The organism is Aminobacterium mobile DSM 12262 (assembly GCF_000526395.1).
In the GTDB taxonomy this organism is placed as follows: domain Bacteria; phylum Synergistota; class Synergistia; order Synergistales; family Aminobacteriaceae; genus Aminobacterium; species Aminobacterium mobile.
The window spans coordinates 571,767-589,841 of record NZ_JAFZ01000001.1; the positions used below are offsets into that span (position 1 = coordinate 571,767).

Consider the following 18,075-nt stretch of genomic DNA (forward strand, 5'->3'; position numbering starts at 1 on the left):
CTTGTATTTCCCCTTATATGTGCTAGAAATTTACCTTGCACATATTAAATTCAGAAGTTCTTCTGAAGGAATAGCTACAAAGTATTTGTTTAAGGGAATGGGGGCCAAACGTTTTTTAAGAGACGCTTCTTCATACTGGCAATTTTCAAGTTTTTTTTCGAGTTCCCCGATATTTTCATCACCGAAAAAGTCGCCATATATTTTACATGAAATGATAATGCCGTCTTTCACGTTGAAATAGATTTCTACTTTGCCAGCCTTGAAGCGGTGGCTTTTTTTTTCTGTAAATTGAGGGGACTTTCCCCAGTTCCATGCCCAAGTACTATATTTTTGAGTCGCAAGGTCTTCTATGTTTTTAAAATCTTCATCAGAAAGCTCGTATTTTTCAATTCTTTGAGTTTTGCTCATTTCTTCAATAACAGATAATTTAAACTCCTCCATAGTCATTGATATAGGAAGCCATGGTTTTATGTTTGTCACTCTGCTTCTTACAGACTTGGCAGCCTTTGATTGAAATTTGCTCTCGTCTACCTGCAAAGCGCGGGAAAGAACCTCCAGGTCCGAGTTGAAAAGTAGCGTTCCATGATGTAGCAATCGATGATTATCCATGTGCTGTGCGTTTCCTGAAAATTTTTTCCCACAAATTGTAAGGTCATTTCTGCTGTTAAATTCTGCATCAACTCCCAATCCTTTCAAAACATGAATAATAGGGAGGGTGTATTTATGAAAGTTAAAAGAAAAATCCGTATCATTAGGAACAATCAAAGAATAATTAAGATTCCCCAGATCGTGATAGACGGCACCTCCTCCTGTAATCCGTCGCACTACATGGATCCCTTGTTTTTCAACGAACTCGGCATTAATCTCTGCTGCTGTATTTTGGAACCGTCCAATTATAATTGCAGGTTTATTTTGCCAAAGAAGCATGAACTGTTCCTTGTAGCGGTTTAAAAGAGAATAAATATATTCCTCAAAGGCCAGATTGAAAAAAGGGTTCGTATTGTTATTTTCTATATAAAACATAAGGTTCCTCCATTATATAGGCCCAAACGAGTATAAAAAAATTGTCTTTATCTGACCTTAAAGGGGCATGTTCAGTCCCTCATAATGTTCTATTATTTTTTTTAACTCTGTCCCGTATTCTGCCTGGTGACAGACATGTGCCAAGGCTTGAGCGAACAAAAGACCTTTGATTACAAAAGGATCGGGTGTTAAAGGAGAAGGAGTGACATAATCTTCTTTTTTAGGAGCATAGTAGCGATTTCTATAATGTCGAAAAGAGACTAATTCCGGGCATGAAGCCCAGACCCGAGTGAAGATGCCATAAAGTTCGAAACAATCACTAAGAGAATAATGCCCCATTTCTTTGGGCAGCTTCTCTTCCATTTCTTTTAAAAGAGCGGGAGTTTTAAGGTGAGCGACAGCTTTTATTTTGGCTTCATTCAGTCTAGGCCATTTGAAAAGAGAAGAGTTTTTGGGATTGGGGATAGCACACCAATTTGTTAATCCAAGCATAGAACACCACCATTTCCACTTTCGTACTGTTTCTGGAGGAAGGAAAGAGGTATCGAAAGCGAGATTATGCACAACCACGCCTGTTATATGCCATCGCTCCCAAAAAGAGTACAAGCTGAGCAAATCGTCGAGAAAGTAAGGGGGATAAGATCCTGTTTGACGAAACCAGTATATTCGATCAATGGTAAGGCCATGTATGCGTTCGGTAGCAGGGTCAGGTTTTTCGGTCGGGTAATAGAATCGATTGAAGAAGTCCAGTATTTGCCCCCTATCATCAAAAATGATAGACGATGTGGAAACTACCGAGCTTCCCTTCATTCCATTTGTTTCAAGGTCGAACACGGCAAAGTTCATAGGCAACGCTCCTTTGAAAGGGTAGTTGTAAATTTTACCATTTCTTTTACCTTATAGTAAGAGATGCCATATTTAAGAAAATGAAATCTCGAATGAGATGATAGAATTACTTTGATTCAACTATCTATCAGGGGGTTTACGAAATTCTATGGCAGATATTTTTACTTTAGAGCAGCGTGTAGATAAGTGTCGCCTCTGTTCTTTATGGGAAGAGCGTCATCGCATAGTAGTAGGAGAAGGTTCCCCTTGTAGTAAGGCTATGCTGGTAGGGGAAGCGCCAGGAGCCAGGGAGGATGAGATGGGGCGACCTTTTGTGGGCAGGTCTGGAAAATTTCTTAGTGAACTCATGAAAGAGGCAGGGGTATCTCGGGATTCTTTCTATATTACTAATATGGTTAAGTGTCGGCCCCCAGAGAATAGGAAACCTAAGGAATGTGAAATAGAAGCATGCCGAGCTTTTCTGGAAGAGCAGATTCTTTTTTTTGCTCCTGATCTTATCCTTACGGTGGGGAATACACCAACCCAGTGGTTCCTTAATACAAAAAAAGGAATGACTGCTCTTCGTGGTCAATTCTATCCATGGAAATTTCAGGGACGATCTCTCTTGATCCGCCCTCTCTTCCATCCCAGCTATCTTTTAAGGAATCGATCCAGAGAGGAAGGACATCCTCTTGCCCAAACTCTTTTAGATTTGCAGGAAGTAAAAAAGTTCTTTGAAAAGTAGCCTCTTTTTTGCTTTATGAAAGGTTGTAAGCTGGAAAATTTTATGAAAAGGAGCTGATAGGCGAAACACTCCCAAATGTCCTGTCAGCTCCTTTTTTTGCTTTATTTATTCTCGATAACGATACGTCCTTCTTCTTGAAAGGTTACACCACCCATATGGCGAATGTATTGAGCTAAACTTTCTACATCCCCAAGGTGGGTATCATAGGCTGTTGGGGCGGCCATTTTAAACACGTAATATTTATCTCCTCCAAGTCCGACCCAGTCGTTTGTAGTGATAGTATAGATAGAAGCACTTTCCAAGGGAGACCAGGTCCCATCAGAGTTCTCTACCTGTACATCCACTACTCGTTCTCCTACAGAAATGCGTTCTCCATCGTTATTTATAATAGCTGGTTTGCGACTTAAATCGTATGTAACTTTCAAACCAGAAACCTGGAGGAACCCGCCAGAAGGCGTACGGAGGTTCCCATCGTACTCTTCTCCTTCTTTAATGAGGGCTGAACCGGAAATCTCGAGGATATCTCGAATCTGTTCACCAGTGAGAGTAAATCGAATGAGAGTATTCCCATAGGGTAAGAGTTCGTACAAGGTTTTGTAAGAAACTTCTCCTGCAGGGTATACCTTATCTCCTCGAATACTTCCACCGTTCATAAGACCTATTTGAGTTTGTCCGTTCCACCGTAACGCATCGGCTATGAAGTTTCCTATGCCAGCTTCTCTCTGACGAACTGCCGCTTTTGTAGCATCAGCATCTTGGTTCATCATGCCGATAGGTTCTGAAAGTTGTTCGTCAAGTTTTTGCTGGAAGGGGTTTACGAGAATGGATATCCGGCGATCCAGGGGGATAGATGCAACAAGTTCTCGAGCCTCCCATTTGGAGTTATCTGTATCGAGGGCTCCATTTTTTACGGAAACATTTGCCACCCCAATGTATCGACCCATAGATCCTGCTTGTGTGATCATGGTTTTCCAGCCGTCAGGTCCAGTAACAATTTCCGGCGTTTCCAGTAGTGTATGAGTATGTCCACCTGTAATGATATGAATGCCCTTTACAGATTCTGCTATAGCTCGATCGGCATATATTCCAGTGTGGGTCATGGCTACAATAACGTCACAATCCTCTTTTTGCAGAAGGGAGACCATCCGCTTTGCTTCAGCAACTAAATCTTGTCCTACAGTGAAGTCCCGGCTTCCACTTGTTACAGAGGCGAGTTCTGGAGCGATAAGGCCGAAGAAACCTACTCTCAACCCGTTAGCGGCTTCCTTGATAACGTAGGGATGATATAGATTTTGGAAAATCGATAATTTTGTGTGAAGGTTTGCCACTGTAAATGGGAAACGAGCGTAACGCATGACATCCTCCAATACGGAGGGACCTAAGTCAAACTCATGGTTCCCCAATGTACCCACATCTATGCCGGCTAGATTGAGAGCTCGTATTTCTGCCAGGCCTTTAAAGAAGAAGAAAAGGGGGCCCTCGTTAATATCTCCCATTTCAAGAGCAAATACGTTGCCAGGGTCTTGCCCTTTCTCTTTGTGTATAACAGTAGATGCCCGTGCTAATCCACCAACTTCAACTTTTACTTTTTCCCCATTCACAGTTTGACTGATAGTGTATGGATATATGTGGCTGTGAATGTCGTTAAGAGTCAAAAGAGTGACGGAACCATCTGCCGCAAAGGCCCCAACAGCGAGGATAAGGACGAGACAGAATGCGAGCAAACCTCTGCTAAACCGTTTCTTCATATTCCCTACCTCCCTTTATTTTAGTATTTAAGGCAAGAATAATGAAATATTTATAAAACAGAACTGTGGATAGCTTTATTTATATTCTTCTACAACTACTTTTCCTTCGATGATCTCTTTCGTGACCTCGTCAAGTCGGTCTCGTACATCTTGTGGAACCAGCTTTAGAGCACTTTCAGGCCAATTTAACCCAACGCCGTTATTTTTCAGGTCATAAGAGACAACCTGGCCGCGAGGGTAGTTGTTGTCAAGTTTTGCTTTGATAAGGTCGAAAGCAGCGTTGTCAAGACGTTTTAACATGGAGGTCAGGACAACTTCAGGAGCCAGATGTTCTTGCGGAGAATCTACTCCTATCGCATAGAATCCAGCCTCTTTAGCAGCGGCTATGACACCTTCTCCTGTCCCACCAGCAACCTGGAAGATAACATCGGCTCCGTTATGGTATTGGTTGAGAGCCATTTCCTTCCCTTTGGCTGGATCTGACCAGCTACCCACAAAACCTGTCAAGACTTTACAATCGGGATTTACATATTTGGCACCTTGTTCATAACCTACAAAGAAATTGTGGATGACGGGGATATCTTCTCCACCTACAGCACCAATAATGGCTTCTTTATTCACATGGGGATCATTTTCTCTGGTAGTCATTAAGGCGGCCAGAGCCCCAGCGAGGAAGCTTCCTTCATTTTCCTTAAAGTCTACATAAGTTACGTGAGCTGTTTCTCCTGATACATCAAAATAAGCGAAGTCAGTATTGGGGAATTCAGGAGCGACCTGTTCAATGGCATCCATGAATTCAAAGCCCACTACAAAAACAAGATCAAAATTCTTTGCTGCTGTTGCTAAATAAGGAACGTAGTTTGCAGGGTCAAAATTACACTCTACGACCTTTCCGATAATGCCTAATTCTTTTTTAGCCCGTTCCAATCCAGCATTAGCGGAATCGTAGAAAGAAGCGTCTCCCAGCTTGTTAGCAATAACCAAAGCTACTTTCAACGTATCAGCCGCAGCTGCAACGCCGGCAAGACTGCTAAAAAGAAGCACCCCTGCCAATAGTAAACACCACACCTTTTTGTTCATTTCCCATCACCTCATCTGTTTATGTTTTGATCAGGCTTCCTGTGCCTGTTTCATCCGTTTCCAATTCTTAAAAATTAAGGCAACAATAACCAGTATATAAGGAAGCATAAGGGCCAAATGGCTGGAAAAACCGAAGGATTGAAGTTCAATGCCGAGTGTCTGGGCCGCCCCGAAAAGGAGAACCCCAACAGTGGTCCAAAGTAGATTCCCATCCCCAAAAATAACAGCTGCCACTGCTAGCCAGCCTCGCTCAGCGCTCATTCCGCTTACGAAAGCTACTAAATAGGAAGTGGAGAGAAAGGCTCCTGCTAGACCTACCATAAGACCATTGATGGCGAGGGCTTTGAAACGGATCTGGATAGGAGAGATGCCAGCCGCAGAAAGAGCCTCTTCATTCTCTCCTGTGGCTTTGAGCCTCAGCCCAAAAACAGTTTTTGAGTCTATAAACCAGAAAATGAAAAAGAGCATGAGCGCAACAACGATAATAAGAGAGAGATCACCAAGCCAAGGAACATTAATGTCGGGAATACGTACCATGCTGGGATCTCTAAATCCACCTTTGACGTGAAAAATACTTTTCATCAAAAGGATAGAAAGGCTGTCGGCTAAAATGTTTAGAGTCATGCCTACAACCCATATGTTAGCACGTAGAAAAACACAGAGAAGAGCAAAAATCATGTTGAAGAGGAGACCAGCGGCCATGCCAAAAAGGATTCCTATGATCCAGCTTTGAAAAAAATAGTTACCAAGGACTGCAAAAAAAGCCGAGATAAGCATGGCTCCTTCTTGGCTTATATTGAGCACTCCTGTTTGTTGTGTCCATGTCCCTCCAAGAGCGGTGAGAAGAAGGGGAGTGGACATCCTAATAGTAGCCCTGATAAAGTCTATCATCTCTAGTCCTCCCTGATTCTGTTGGCCAATCTATTCGCTATTGATATTCCTGCAGTGACAAAGAGGACAGCGCAACAGACAATAACGGAAACCAGCTCTTGGGGAATGTCTGTGATAATTTCCATTTGAAGAGCACCTGAACTCATAACAGAATAAACGAGAGCAGCGATAATTCCTCCAACTGGAGAGTAGGTCACCATCATAGCCAAAATCATTCCAGTCCACGTATAGCCTGGAGAAATGTTAATAAGGAATCGATAATGGTCGCCCATAACGAGCAGGCTTCCAGCAAGTCCGGCTAAAGCGCCACTTAGAAGCATAGCTGACATTTGTCTTTTCCGAACATCTATCCCCCCGTACCGAGCAAAACGCGTATTCATGCGAGAACATCTCCAGTCGTATCCCCAAACGGAAAAAACCATAAGTACTGTTACGATAAGTATGGCAGCTATAGCAATGTAGGCTCCGGTGTTAAGGGTTCCAAATAGCTGGAAGTGGGTTAATCTCATGGCTTCAGCTATTTTATCGGTGCTGCCAGAACTGGTTCGAACTCCGGCGTAAGGCCCTGTCGCCATAAAAGTTGTGAAGAGAATGGCAATAGAATTAAGCATGATTGTAAGGACTACGATGTTAAGGTCTCGATCAAGGCTAAGCTTAGCGGGCATCCACGCCCAGAATGTAGCAGCTCCGACTCCGGCGAGGAGCCCGAGAGGGATAAGAAGGAGCCCAGGTAAAGCGCCTAATTCGATGCCAATCAAAGCAGCAGTAAAAGCTCCGAGATAAAGTTGCCCTTCAGCCCCTATATTCCACATACCTCCATAAAAAGCTATAGATATGCTCATGGTAGAAAGGACAAGAGGTACAGCTCTTGCTAATGTGGCTAAAATAGCATCAGTATCGCCTAATGCTCCCGAAACCATTTGGGCGTAGGCTTCAATAGGATTTGCTCCATACAAAGTAATGAGAATAGCCCCAATAAGGAGGCTCAAAAAGAAAGATACGAGAATAATGCACTGGTCGCGATAGCGTACCAGCCAGTCTCTGGAAAAGAGACTCACAATCATCACTCCTCCTTGGCAGTAGGTACGGTTCCCTCAAGCATGAGACGACCTACAAGATTCCGTGTGGCTTCTTGGCGATCTAAAACTGCTACGATGTGCCCTCGATGCATAACAGCAATTCTATCGCTCAGAGAAAGAATTTCGTCGAGATCGGCTGAGATGAGTAGAATAGCTTTACCATTTCTACGCAGAGACAATAAGCGATCGTGAATGAAGGAAATTCCTCCTATATCTACTCCACGAGTAGGCTGGGATACCAGTAAGAAACACGGGTCCTGTTCTAGTTCGCGTGCCATGACTAAACGTTGCATGTTCCCGCCTGAAAGTGTCCCTGCCTGTATATTTTCACTGGCGGCTGCGACACCGTACTTTCTCATAAGCTCTGTGGTAAAAAGCCGGATAGCTTGGAAGTTTTGGAAGAATTGCCCACGAAGATAAGGCTGTTTGTATTGATAGCCAAGAAGAGCATTGTCTTTCAAAGAGGCCAGGGGAGCCAAACCAGTTTTTATGCGGTCTTCAGGTATATATGATAGGCCTAAATGTCGTCGCTTCAAAGAAGCTTCCCGTGTAATGTCTATGCCTTTCATACGAATGGCCCCTTTAAATACAGGTCGAAGACCGGAGAGAGCCTCTTCCAGTTCACTTTGCCCGTTACCGGTGATACCTGCAATCCCCAATATTTCACTACCATGTACAGAGAAAGAAACGTTTTTTACGGCTTCTTCTCCCCGGTCACCAATGACAGAAAGATTTTGTATTTCTATGACGGCTTCTCCTTGGGATACGGAGGCTTCTGACAGTACGGGCATATGGACACTGTGTCCTACCATTAACGTTGCAAGTTCCTCTTTTGTCGCTTTTTCTCGAGGAAGTGTAGCTATATGTTTCCCCTTGCGCATAACAGTTATAATGTCAGAAATAGCGAGGACTTCAGAAAGGTTATGAGCTATGAAAATAATAGTTTTACCGGCCTTTTTAAAACTTCGAATAATGGAAAAGAGCCCTTTTATTTCTTGTGGAGAAAGAACGGCCGTTGGCTCGTCGAAAATAAGGATTTCCGCTTTTCGGTAGAGTATCTTTAATATCTCTACCCGTTGTTGTATCCCTACAGGTAAGGAGTGCACAGGGGCAAGAGGATCGATTTTAAGATCATATTGTTCAGACAGTTTTGTAACGGTTTCGATAGCAGTTTCATGATCGAAAATAAAACCGCGGCGAGGTTCATCGCCAAGAACAACATTTCGGTATACGGGCAAAGATGGAACGAGCATGAAGTGTTGATGAACCATTCCGATTCCTCGTTTCATTGCGTCGCGAGGGGTTTTGATGACGACAGGCTGACCGTCGAGGGCAAAAGATCCTGCAGTTGGACTATAAAGACCATAAATGCATTTTACTACGGTAGATTTTCCGGCGCCGTTTTCGCCTACGAGGGAATGAACTGTTCCGCTGGCGACTTCAAGAGAGAAATCGTCTACGGCCTTGAATTTCCCAAAGGTTTTAGTGAGGCCGGAAATCGACAGAGACGGCATAGTCTCTCCCTCCAATTCGGGTGGGAAGTATTTTTTAAACAACTTTATTGTAGCATGATTTAAAAAAACGTTAGAAAGGAAAAGGCATCTGTTGTGCAACAGATGCCTTTGAGTGCAAATCCCTCTGCAAGAGAGTCCACTTTATTTTGTAGGTTCAGATTGATGAATGACTTTATCAAAAGTTTTTCTATCGCGAAACTCTTCCTTTTTACCCTTATTCCATTGCGATATCGGTGTTAAAAAGCCCACAACTCGGGAATATACTTCACATCGTGTTCGTTTTTTGTTTTCCATGATCTGTTTTGACCCCCTTGTTTACGTTATGAAATCGTTAAGGCCGTAAAGTAACATTTTTTACATATTCCCTGGCAATGTCCTGAAATTCCTTGAGTTCCTGAAGAGAGAAGCTTCGACAGGAAGAGAAGGTTGGAGAAAGAGTGCGAGTGCCCCTGAAATTTTGAATTACATAGGTCTGGGCTCCTCGTATCATTCGGCAAAGGCCCTCCATTTCCTTATTGCTTGTTAGCCCTGGAACTACGGTAGTTCTAAACTCGTAAAGGATCGGGCCTTGTGCTATTAAGGAAATACTTTCCATAATAGGCTCCAAAGATCCAGGGTACCCCGCCGTTTTCAAATAGCCTTCAGGAGAAGCCTTTATATCCATAGCTATAAAATCAACAAGATGTTCGCTATAAAGAAAACGTATTACTTCTGGATGACTTCCATTCGTATCAAGTTTTACTAAGAATCCCATCTCTTTAATCTGACGTAAAAAAGCAGGGAGCTCTTTATAATAAAGGGTAGGTTCTCCCCCAGTAACAACTACACCGTCAAGGAGACCAAATCTTTTATTTAGAAATCCGAAAAAATCTTTTTCCTCAAGAAAATCTACGTTATCCAGGGTGTTTACAAGTTCGGGATTATGACAATAAGGACACCTGAAATTGCACCCTTTTGTGAAAACGACGGCTGCTATTTTCTCTGGATAATCGATCAAACTTGAAGGGATAAGACCAGCTATTTTCAATGTTCTACCACTTCTTCGATTGTTTCCTCTGTAATACCGTTCTCGGCATCACAATAGGGACAATACTCGTGCGCCCCTGGAATGTAGCCGTGGATGGGGCAAATGCTGAACGTAGGCGTGATAGTAAAATAGGGGAGATGGAAATGTTCAGCTATTTTCCGGACGAGTCTTTTTGTGCTCTCTCCACTGGGCATGCTCTCCCCAAGGAAGCCGTGAAATACAGTCCCTCCTGTATAGAGAGTTTGAAGGCTGTCTTGAAGTTCAAGGGCCTCAAAAATATCATCAGTGTAGCCTACAGGCAGTTGGGTAGAATTCGTATAATATGGTTCTGCTCCCCATTGCCGGACATGTTCTTCGTTTGCCGCTATAATGCTATTTCCAAACCGATCTTTATCAAGCCTGGCAAAACGGTAACTTGTCCCTTCTGCGGGGGTGGCTTCCAGATTGTAAAGATTGCCAGTCTCCTCCTGGAAATCGGCAAGGCGATTTCGCATGGCGTCCATAATCCGAATGGCAAAAGTCATCCCTTCTTCATGAGCGATAGTCTTTCCCATGAAATTTAATAGCGCTTCATTCATCCCGTTGATGCCGATGGTGTTGAAGTGATTGTTCCAGTACGAACCACTCTCTTCTTTGATGGATCGAAGATAGAATTTTGAGTAAGGGTACAGGTTGGCGTCAGTGAGCCTCTCTAACACTTTTCGTTTTGTTTCAAGGCTTTCTTTCGCTATCTCCATGAGCTCAAAAATCTTACCTAGAAAATCCTCTTCGCTTGTGGCTAAATATCCGATACGCGGCAAATTCAGTGTTACGACTCCTATAGATCCTGTCATGGGGTTGGAGCCAAAAAGGCCTCCCCCTCTTTTACGGAGCTCTCGATTATCGAGTCGAAGTCGGCAACACATGGAACGAGCATCATCTGGTTTCATATCTGAATTGACGAAGTTTGAAAAATAAGGGATGCCATAGCGAGCCGTCATTTCCCACACAGTATTAAGAACCTCGTTGTTCCAATCGAAATCTTTCGTAATGTTGTAAGTGGGGATGGGGAAGGGGAATACCTTTCCAGTAGCATCTCCTTCTAGCATTATTTCAGCAAACGCCCTGTTGAGCATGTCCATTTCATTCTGGAACTCCCCGTATGTTTTATCCATGGGCTTGCCTCCGACTATGGCGGGAAGGCCGGCGAGTATGCGAGGAGGAACGAGATCCATGGTAATATTCGTAAAGGGGGTTTGAAAGCCAACTCTTGTTGGTACATTCAGGTTAAAGATAAATTCCTGTAGAGCCTGTTTCACATCCCGGTAATTCAATGTATCGTAATAAATAAAAGGGGCTAAATATGTGTCGAAGTTTGAGAAGGCCTGGGCTCCAGCCGACTCCCCCTGCATAGTGTAAAAAAAGTTAACGATTTGTCCTAAAAGGCTGCGGAAATGTTTAGCTGGTTTGCTGCTGATTTTAGTCTGTACCCCAGTGAAGCCACTGACAAGCAAATCGTAAAGATCCCATCCGCAACAATATACCGAGAGGTTGCTAAGGTCATGGATATGCAAATCACCAGAGACATGTTTTTCCCGTATCTCGGGGGGATATATTTCCTGAAGCCAGTATTGAGCTGTTATCTCTGATGCGATATAGTTGTTCAGCCCTTGGAGAGAGTAGCTCATATTACTATTTTCGTTTACTTTCCAGTCGAGCTTTTGTAGATATTTGTCGATCATATCGGCAGCGTTTCCAAGAAGCTTGCGAGTATCCCTCATCTTGGCATGTTGTTCTCTGTAGAGAATATACGCTTTGGCTACAGTGGCGTACCCTTTTTCAATAAGAATCTTTTCTACAAGATCTTGTACTTGCTCTACTGTAGGTATCCCCTCTTTGTTAAAAAATATCTCCAGAAGGGATACGATTTGGCGGGTTACTTCCTGGCCTACTGCTAGAGGGTCTTCGTGTCCGACGGCCCGAGCTGCTTTCATGACAGCTGTGGTGATTTTCTTTTCATCAAACGGCACTTCATGACCGTCTCTTTTACGAATCTGACGTATCACCATGAGAAACCTCCTCAATGCGTGTGCTATTGTTTTGGGGCCTGATTATACATCCCATGAAGAAAAAATCCAAACCGGCGTGTATGCTATAGGACACTATATAAGCCAATGTTTCTTTATTATAACTCTATATATATGGTTATTCGGCTTTTTTATTTAAAAATCATTATTCTTATGGTCGGATCTTCTTGCTTATTGTAAGATTGATAAACTATCGGGAGAAAGAGAGCGGAAGATGCTAGAAGCGAACTAACTCTTCACCCTTTACGAAATAAGAAAACATATGTTTGATTAAACATATGCGGAGACGAGAAAAGGAGAGTCCTTATGGCCACATATGAAAAGTTTGTTGATCGAGAGTCTTTCGGAAAGATAGTCTCGAGGATTCGGACGACTGTCGAGACAGCATTTTGGGGAAATAATGTATTTCCCATCTCGTCGCCTCGTGAAGCTTATGAGCTTGCTAGGCGGAGTTCTGGCACAGTGGAGTTAACAGGAATGCCAGTATATGAACCAGAAGGTCAGGGATTACCTAAGGGAAGCCATGTCCTTCTTTTCAATGATGGCGCTGTGGTAGGTCGATGTGCCGCTGCTCGACGGATTATAGGCGACCCTGGGGTTTTTGTGGATGAAATGGCTTCTTTGTTGAGAGAGGCCGTTTATCAAACTCGGTACAGACATCTTTATGCTGCAGAAGCTGTCATTGGCTTGGAAAAAGACTTTATGGTGAAAGCTCACCTCCTGATTCCTGAAGGCCATGAAAATATGCTCTATAACTGGCTACTGAATTTTCAGTATACAAATAAGATTTATAACGACATGTATAAAGAATCTCGTCAGTATCCTGATGGAGATATCTATATTTTTGTCGACCCTGAATGGAAGCACCCAGATTATCCTCTGGGCCTTGCTCTCTTCGATCCAGAACATAACTGTGCTGCTATATTAGGGATGCGTTATTTTGGTGAATTGAAGAAAGGAACCCTTACTTTAGCTTGGGGGACTGCTGTCCGTAACGGTTTTGCCTCGTGCCACGGAGGGCTTAAACGGTATAATCTTCAAGGAAATCGCTCTTTTGTGATGGCTGTTTTTGGATTGTCTGGCTCTGGGAAATCCACTATAACCCATGCTCGCCACGGAAATCGTTATGATATCACAGTTCTTCACGATGATGCCTTCGTTATCAACCTGAAAGACAGATTTTCCATAGCCCTTGAGCCAGCTTATTTTGATAAAGTTCAAGATTATCCGATGGACTGCGAGGACAATAAATTTATTGTTACTTTACAAAATTGCGGGGCTATACAAAAAGAGAACGGATTTATCTATGCAGTAACGGAAGATCTTCGAAACGGGAATGGGCGGGCTATTAAATCCAAGTTATGGTCGCCTACGCGAGTGGATCGTATTGACGAGCCTATCAATGCTGTTTTCTGGCTGATGAAGGATCCTACTATCCCTCCAGTGCTCAAAATTTCCGATCCTATTCTCGGTGCCACTATGGGGGCGACCTTGGCTACTCGTAGGACTACAGCGGAACGCCTGGCGCCTGGAGTGGACCCTAATGCCCTGGTTTTTGAGCCCTACGCTAATCCTTTCCGTACGTATCCTCTCAGTGTGGATTACGAGTGCTTTAAAACACTGTTGTCAGGAGGAGTCGACTGCTATATTCTTAATACAGGTGATTTCATGGGGAAGAAAGTAAAACCTCATCATACGCTCCAGATTATAGAGTCTATTGTGGAGGGACGAGCTCGGTTTTCTCCTCTTCTGCCGTTGTCGAAATTGGAATTTATGGAGCTCGAAGAGTTTCCAGTAGACTTAAAAGATGTTCAATACAAAAAAGAGATTTTCGCCAGGATGAAAGATCGCATTGCTTTCATTAAATCTAGGGAATCAGAACGAGGTGGGACAGATAGACTTCCTCGTGAAACGCTGGAAGCACTGCAAAATGTAACGAAAGATTTGGGGTATCCAAGCGAAGCTTAGTAAGCAGGTGAAAAAATGGATATGTTTCGTAGGATGGGGGAGGAATCGATCCCCCGTCTTCTTTTTCATTTCTCTGCTCCGGCAATTACGGGGCTTGTTGCTAATGCGCTCTATAATATTGTAGATCGCATTTTTGTGGGGCATGCTGTAGGCCCAACGGGAATTGCGGCCATAGCGGTAGCTTTCCCTTTTATGGTAGCTGGAGTAGCGGTAGGGCTTCTTGTTGGAGTAGGTTCTTCTGCTCTTATCTCTATATCTTTAGGGCAAAAGAAGCATCGACATGCTGAAAATATTATGGGTAATGCTATCTGTTTGCTAGGATTAGCAAGTATTTTTGCCATGATATTAGGATGGTTTTTTCTCGATGTTGTTTTGCGTTTAGGAGGAGCCACAGAAACGTTGCTTCCTTATGGCAGGAGCTATTTGCAAATTATATTAATAGGGATGCCGTTCTCTCTTTTGAGCTTCGGATTCAACTATTTCATTAGAGCAGAAGGGTTCCCCCATTTTGCCATGATGACCCTTTTATTAGGAGCTGGAAGTAATATTCTCCTTGACGCGTTAATGATACTCGTCTTTAACATGGGGCTTGAAGGTGCTGCTTTAGCTACCATTATTTCCCAAATGCTTGCTGCTCTTTGGGCTCTTTCTTTCTATGTGAGGAAAAAGGGGACTCTGCGTATCCGCTTTAAATATATGTGTCTTCGAAAAGATATTGTAAAGCGTATTGTCTCTATTGGTATGGCTCCCTTTATATTAGAGTCTACTTTTACTTTTATCTTGGGGCTTCTCAATCAGAGATTGAAAGTTTATGGGGGAGAGGTTGCCATTTCGGCTCTTGGTGTTTTTTTCAGTCTTGACTCCATGCTTTTTTTACCGGTTCTTGGGGTGGGGGAAGGGGCTCAGCCCATAATTGGATATAATTTTGGAGCGAGAAATATCGATAGAGTCAAATCTACTATTAAGTTCGCCCTTGGCGGAGCTATAGCTTTTTTTGCCTTAAGCTGCATTGTTGTCTATGCTTTCCCTCAATGTCTTGTGAAAGTTTTTAATTCTACAAGCCCAGAGCTTATTTCCATGGCAGCCAGAGGCCTTGTTATCTCTTATAGTTGTGTCGTCTTTGCGGGCATAACCATTGTCGCGTCTTATACCTTTCAAGCCCTTGGATTAGGACGTCAAAGCCTGCTGCTTAATATTTGTCGCCAGGTACTGTTTTTTATCCCTCCTCTTCTTTTCCTGCCTCCTCTCTTAGGTACGGATGGGGTCTGGATGGCTTTCCCCATATCCGACGTAGGGGGAGGTTTACTTGCAGCCTTTCTCCTGAAGAGACAATTCCAATATTTGGAAAGATATAGGATAGAGACAGTTTCCGAAGAGAGACAGGACGTGCAAACGACTGCATAGCTTGAAATATGGCAGTATAATGCTCTCGATAAGGAGGACGACGCCTGTGTGAATAAAGGAGCAAGACGGAATTTGGTATTTTTGTCGTTACATCTCTAACGTAGTAAAACTCCGGAAATTCAGCGTTTCTTGCAAAAAGATGAATTTGGAAACTGGCATCCTGCTAGATTAGGTTCCCTCTCTTCTCTGCATGTTTGCGCCCCAACAGGGCGAGTTCCCTGAGAGAATTTTTTAGAAAAACATACATTGCTTTTAAATTAACGGTATGATACCCTCCCCATAGGTGTACATATGGGGATTTTTATATTGGAGAGGGGGTATATTAATATGTGTATATACTATAAGAAGTATCGCAAAGGCATTCTCGCCTTACTCCTTGCGATGTTTTTCATATGGGTAGGGTCACCTCTCTTTGCTGCTGACAATGTACTGCGAATGGCTACAACTACGAGCACTGATAATACAGGGTTGCTTGATTATCTTGCGCCGCTTTTTAAAGAAGACACGGGGATTGAGTTACAGTGGGTGGCTGTTGGCACTGGAAAGGCTTTAGAATTAGGGAAAAATTGCGATGTGGACGTATTACTTGTGCATGCTCCTGACACGGAAAAAAAATATGTACAGGATGGTTATGGAGTCAATCGTCGCCAGGTAATGTATAACGATTTTATTATTATCGGTCCTAAGGACGATCCGGCAAAGATAAAAGGGATGTCAGTGTTGGATGCGTTGAAACAGATTGCGGCTTCTGGTTCTCCTTTCGTCAGTCGCGGAGATAAATCTGGGACTCATATCTTGGAAATGGATTTGTGGGAAGAGGTCGGTATGGCTCCTGATAAAGAGTCGTGGTACATTCAGACTGGTCAAGGGATGATGAATACTATCAATATTGCAGCAGAACGTTCTGGTTACACTATGACAGATCGGGGCACATATATTAAGTACGAAGATGTGAATAAGGGAAAATCTCTTTTTGATATAGCGGTAGAAGGGGATGTGGCTTTAAGAAACCAATACAGCGTCATAGCCGTGAACCCGACTCGTTGTGATAATGTAAAGTACGATCTGGCGTTGCAGTTTATTGACTGGATGGTCTCTCCTGTAGTTCAAGAAAAGGTAGGACAATACACCCTCCTGGGGAAGACATTATTCTTCCCCAACGCTCAGCAATAGCGCTAATACTCAATAGTGGAATAGATTGAGATTGTGAAAAAATAAGCGCTGTCTTCAATAAGGAAGACAGCGCTTATTAAAAGTTGAAGAGGAGATATATCGTGGGATACATCTCACAAGGTTTCACAACAGCGATAGACTTGCTTTTTTCAGGTGACCCTGAAACCTGGTCCGCTATTATTACGACCCTTAAAATTTCATCTATATCTGTTTTAGCCACTATACTTATAGGCATTCCCTTAGGTTTTATGCTTGGTACCGTTTCTTTTCCTGGGCGCTCTATTATCCGCACAGGTGTAGATACCCTTTTGGCCCTTCCCACAGTAGTTGTGGGCCTGATTGTGTACTCTTTTATTTCCAGGCGAGGACCTTTGGGCAGTGCTGGTCTTCTTTTTACTCTAGAGGGAGTAGTAGTGGGACAGGTTTTCCTGGGCCTTCCAATTGTTATTGCCCTTACTGCGTCCGCCGTGGAAGGGCTTGAAGTACAGCTTCGTCATACTCTTCTCACTTTGGGCGCTACAAGAAAACAGCTGATTTTAAGTACTCTTTGGGAGGCACGATATGCCGTTATAGTGGCTGGAATTGCGGCCTATAGTCGAATTATTTCTGAGGTAGGCGTTTCTATGATGTTGGGTGGTAACATCAAATGGCATACTCGAACTATTACTACGGCTATCGCTCTGGAAACAGGAAAAGGGGAATTTGCCATGGGGATAGCTCTTGGTCTCGTCTTACTACTTCTTGTATTAATAGTCAATTTACTCCTTTCTGAGTTTAAACGGAGAAGCGCCATATGAAGACGTTATATTCCCTCCAAAAAATAAGACATTATTATAAAAATCATTGCGTTCTGGATATTCAAGGGCTAGAAATATATTCTCGCGAAATTGTGGGAATTTTGGGGCCTAACGGCAGTGGAAAAAGCACGTTGCTTCGCATTTTAGCTTTTTTGGAAACCCCGGTAGAAGGACACATTTCTTTTAAAGGACAGTTAGTTTCGGATTTGACAGTTGAGTTAAGACGGTCAGTAACTCTTTTATTACAAGATGCGTATTTGTTAAAAAGAAGCGTGCGTGAGAATGTTGGCTTTGGTTTGAAAGTGCGGGGTATAATAAAAAAAGAGCGAGAACAAAGAATAGCTGAGGCCCTTTCGGTTGTAGGCTTAGACCCTGTGATTTTTGCTTCTCGCAAGTGGTTTGAGCTTTCTGGAGGAGAGGCGCAGAGAGTGGCTTTGGCCAGTCGTTTGGTTTTAAAGCCAGAAGTTCTTTTACTCGATGAACCTACGGCCAGTGTGGATAAAGAGAGCGCTGATCTTATACAACATGCAATAAAAATGTGTCGAGAGAGGTGGGGAACAACCTTATTACTCGTAAGTCACAATGCAGAGTGGGTAAAGAATGTATCTGATAGGCTGATCTTCCTTTCTGAGGGGTGTATTGAAAAAGATATAAAAAAATCCTAATTTTATGCCCTCTTACGTTCCCATCATTTATTTCTGTACAGATTGTTTTCTCTTCCGCTGTTTCTATCTC

Annotated in this window: 16 protein-coding genes; 6 read left to right on the forward strand and 10 right to left on the reverse strand. The window is 43.1% G+C overall.

Translation table 11 applies throughout. From position 1 onward, the window contains the following. Window positions 1–30 precede the first annotated feature (30 nt). Entirely contained in the window at window positions 31–1,023 is a 993-nt protein-coding gene (locus K360_RS0102675) for a lipoate--protein ligase (protein WP_024821646.1), read from the reverse strand. Window positions 1,024–1,080: 57 nt separating this feature from the next. Then, the gene (locus K360_RS0102680; protein WP_024821647.1) at window positions 1,081–1,869 is read right to left on the reverse strand and encodes a 3'-5' exonuclease family protein; all 789 of its coding nucleotides are present in this window, start codon (window positions 1,867–1,869) and stop codon (window positions 1,081–1,083) included. 148 nt (window positions 1,870–2,017) lie between these two features. Between K360_RS0102680 and K360_RS0102685 the strand changes: the two genes are divergently transcribed. Beyond that, window positions 2,018–2,593, forward strand: a complete 576-nt coding sequence (locus K360_RS0102685; RefSeq protein ID WP_024821648.1) for a uracil-DNA glycosylase — start codon at window positions 2,018–2,020, stop codon at window positions 2,591–2,593. A gap of 101 nt (window positions 2,594–2,694) precedes the next feature. Here K360_RS0102685 and K360_RS0102690 read toward each other — a convergent pair whose 3' ends face one another. The 8 genes from K360_RS0102690 to K360_RS0102725 all read right to left on the reverse strand — a co-directional run bounded on the left by K360_RS0102690 (window position 2,695) and on the right by K360_RS0102725 (window position 11,980). Further along, window positions 2,695–4,341, reverse strand: coding sequence for a bifunctional metallophosphatase/5'-nucleotidase (locus K360_RS0102690; RefSeq protein WP_024821649.1), 1,647 nt, complete (start codon window positions 4,339–4,341; stop codon window positions 2,695–2,697). Window positions 4,342–4,416: 75 nt separating this feature from the next. Then, window positions 4,417–5,421 (reverse strand): BMP family lipoprotein, encoded by a 1,005-nt coding sequence (locus K360_RS0102695; RefSeq protein ID WP_024821650.1) that lies wholly within the window; start codon window positions 5,419–5,421, stop codon window positions 4,417–4,419. Between the two features lie 30 nt (window positions 5,422–5,451). Beyond that, window positions 5,452–6,312, reverse strand: coding sequence for an ABC transporter permease (locus tag K360_RS0102700; RefSeq protein ID WP_024821651.1), 861 nt, complete (start codon window positions 6,310–6,312; stop codon window positions 5,452–5,454). Window positions 6,313–6,314: 2 nt separating this feature from the next. After that, entirely contained in the window at window positions 6,315–7,376 is a 1,062-nt protein-coding gene (locus K360_RS0102705; protein WP_034326202.1) for an ABC transporter permease, read from the reverse strand. Beyond that, window positions 7,376–8,905 carry an ABC transporter ATP-binding protein gene (locus K360_RS0102710; RefSeq protein ID WP_024821653.1) on the reverse strand — a complete coding sequence of 510 codons (1,530 nt, stop codon included), beginning with the start codon at window positions 8,903–8,905 and terminating at the stop codon, window positions 7,376–7,378. The genes K360_RS0102705 and K360_RS0102710 overlap by 1 nt, the downstream gene beginning before the upstream one ends. Window positions 8,906–9,046: 141 nt before the next feature. Continuing rightward, the gene (nrdD, locus tag K360_RS11300; protein WP_024821654.1) at window positions 9,047–9,199 is read right to left on the reverse strand and encodes an anaerobic ribonucleoside-triphosphate reductase; all 153 of its coding nucleotides are present in this window, start codon (window positions 9,197–9,199) and stop codon (window positions 9,047–9,049) included. Window positions 9,200–9,236: 37 nt separating this feature from the next. Further along, window positions 9,237–9,932: an anaerobic ribonucleoside-triphosphate reductase activating protein gene (locus K360_RS0102720; protein WP_024821655.1), complete on the reverse strand. Its 696-nt coding sequence runs from the start codon at window positions 9,930–9,932 to the stop codon at window positions 9,237–9,239. After that, entirely contained in the window at window positions 9,929–11,980 is a 2,052-nt protein-coding gene (locus tag K360_RS0102725; protein ID WP_051461093.1) for a ribonucleoside triphosphate reductase, read from the reverse strand. Before K360_RS0102725 ends, K360_RS0102720 begins: the two co-directional genes overlap by 4 nt. Before the next feature lie 324 nt (window positions 11,981–12,304). Here K360_RS0102725 and K360_RS0102730 point away from each other — a divergent pair, with 324 nt between their 5' ends. The 5 genes from K360_RS0102730 to K360_RS0102750 all read left to right on the forward strand — a co-directional run bounded on the left by K360_RS0102730 (window position 12,305) and on the right by K360_RS0102750 (window position 18,005). After that, the gene (locus tag K360_RS0102730) at window positions 12,305–13,966 is read left to right on the forward strand and encodes a phosphoenolpyruvate carboxykinase (ATP) (RefSeq protein ID WP_024821657.1); all 1,662 of its coding nucleotides are present in this window, start codon (window positions 12,305–12,307) and stop codon (window positions 13,964–13,966) included. Window positions 13,967–13,981: 15 nt separating this feature from the next. Next, entirely contained in the window at window positions 13,982–15,370 is a 1,389-nt protein-coding gene (locus K360_RS0102735; protein WP_024821658.1) for an MATE family efflux transporter, read from the forward strand. Between the two features lie 327 nt (window positions 15,371–15,697). Beyond that, a complete protein-coding gene (locus K360_RS0102740) occupies window positions 15,698–16,543 on the forward strand; it encodes an ABC transporter substrate-binding protein (RefSeq protein ID WP_024821659.1) in 846 nt (281 codons plus the stop codon). A gap of 101 nt (window positions 16,544–16,644) precedes the next feature. Next, the gene (locus tag K360_RS0102745; RefSeq protein ID WP_024821660.1) at window positions 16,645–17,340 is read left to right on the forward strand and encodes an ABC transporter permease; all 696 of its coding nucleotides are present in this window, start codon (window positions 16,645–16,647) and stop codon (window positions 17,338–17,340) included. Next, window positions 17,337–18,005: an energy-coupling factor ABC transporter ATP-binding protein gene (locus tag K360_RS0102750; protein ID WP_024821661.1), complete on the forward strand. Its 669-nt coding sequence runs from the start codon at window positions 17,337–17,339 to the stop codon at window positions 18,003–18,005. The genes K360_RS0102745 and K360_RS0102750 overlap by 4 nt, the downstream gene beginning before the upstream one ends. The last annotated feature ends 70 nt before the right edge of the window (window positions 18,006–18,075 follow it).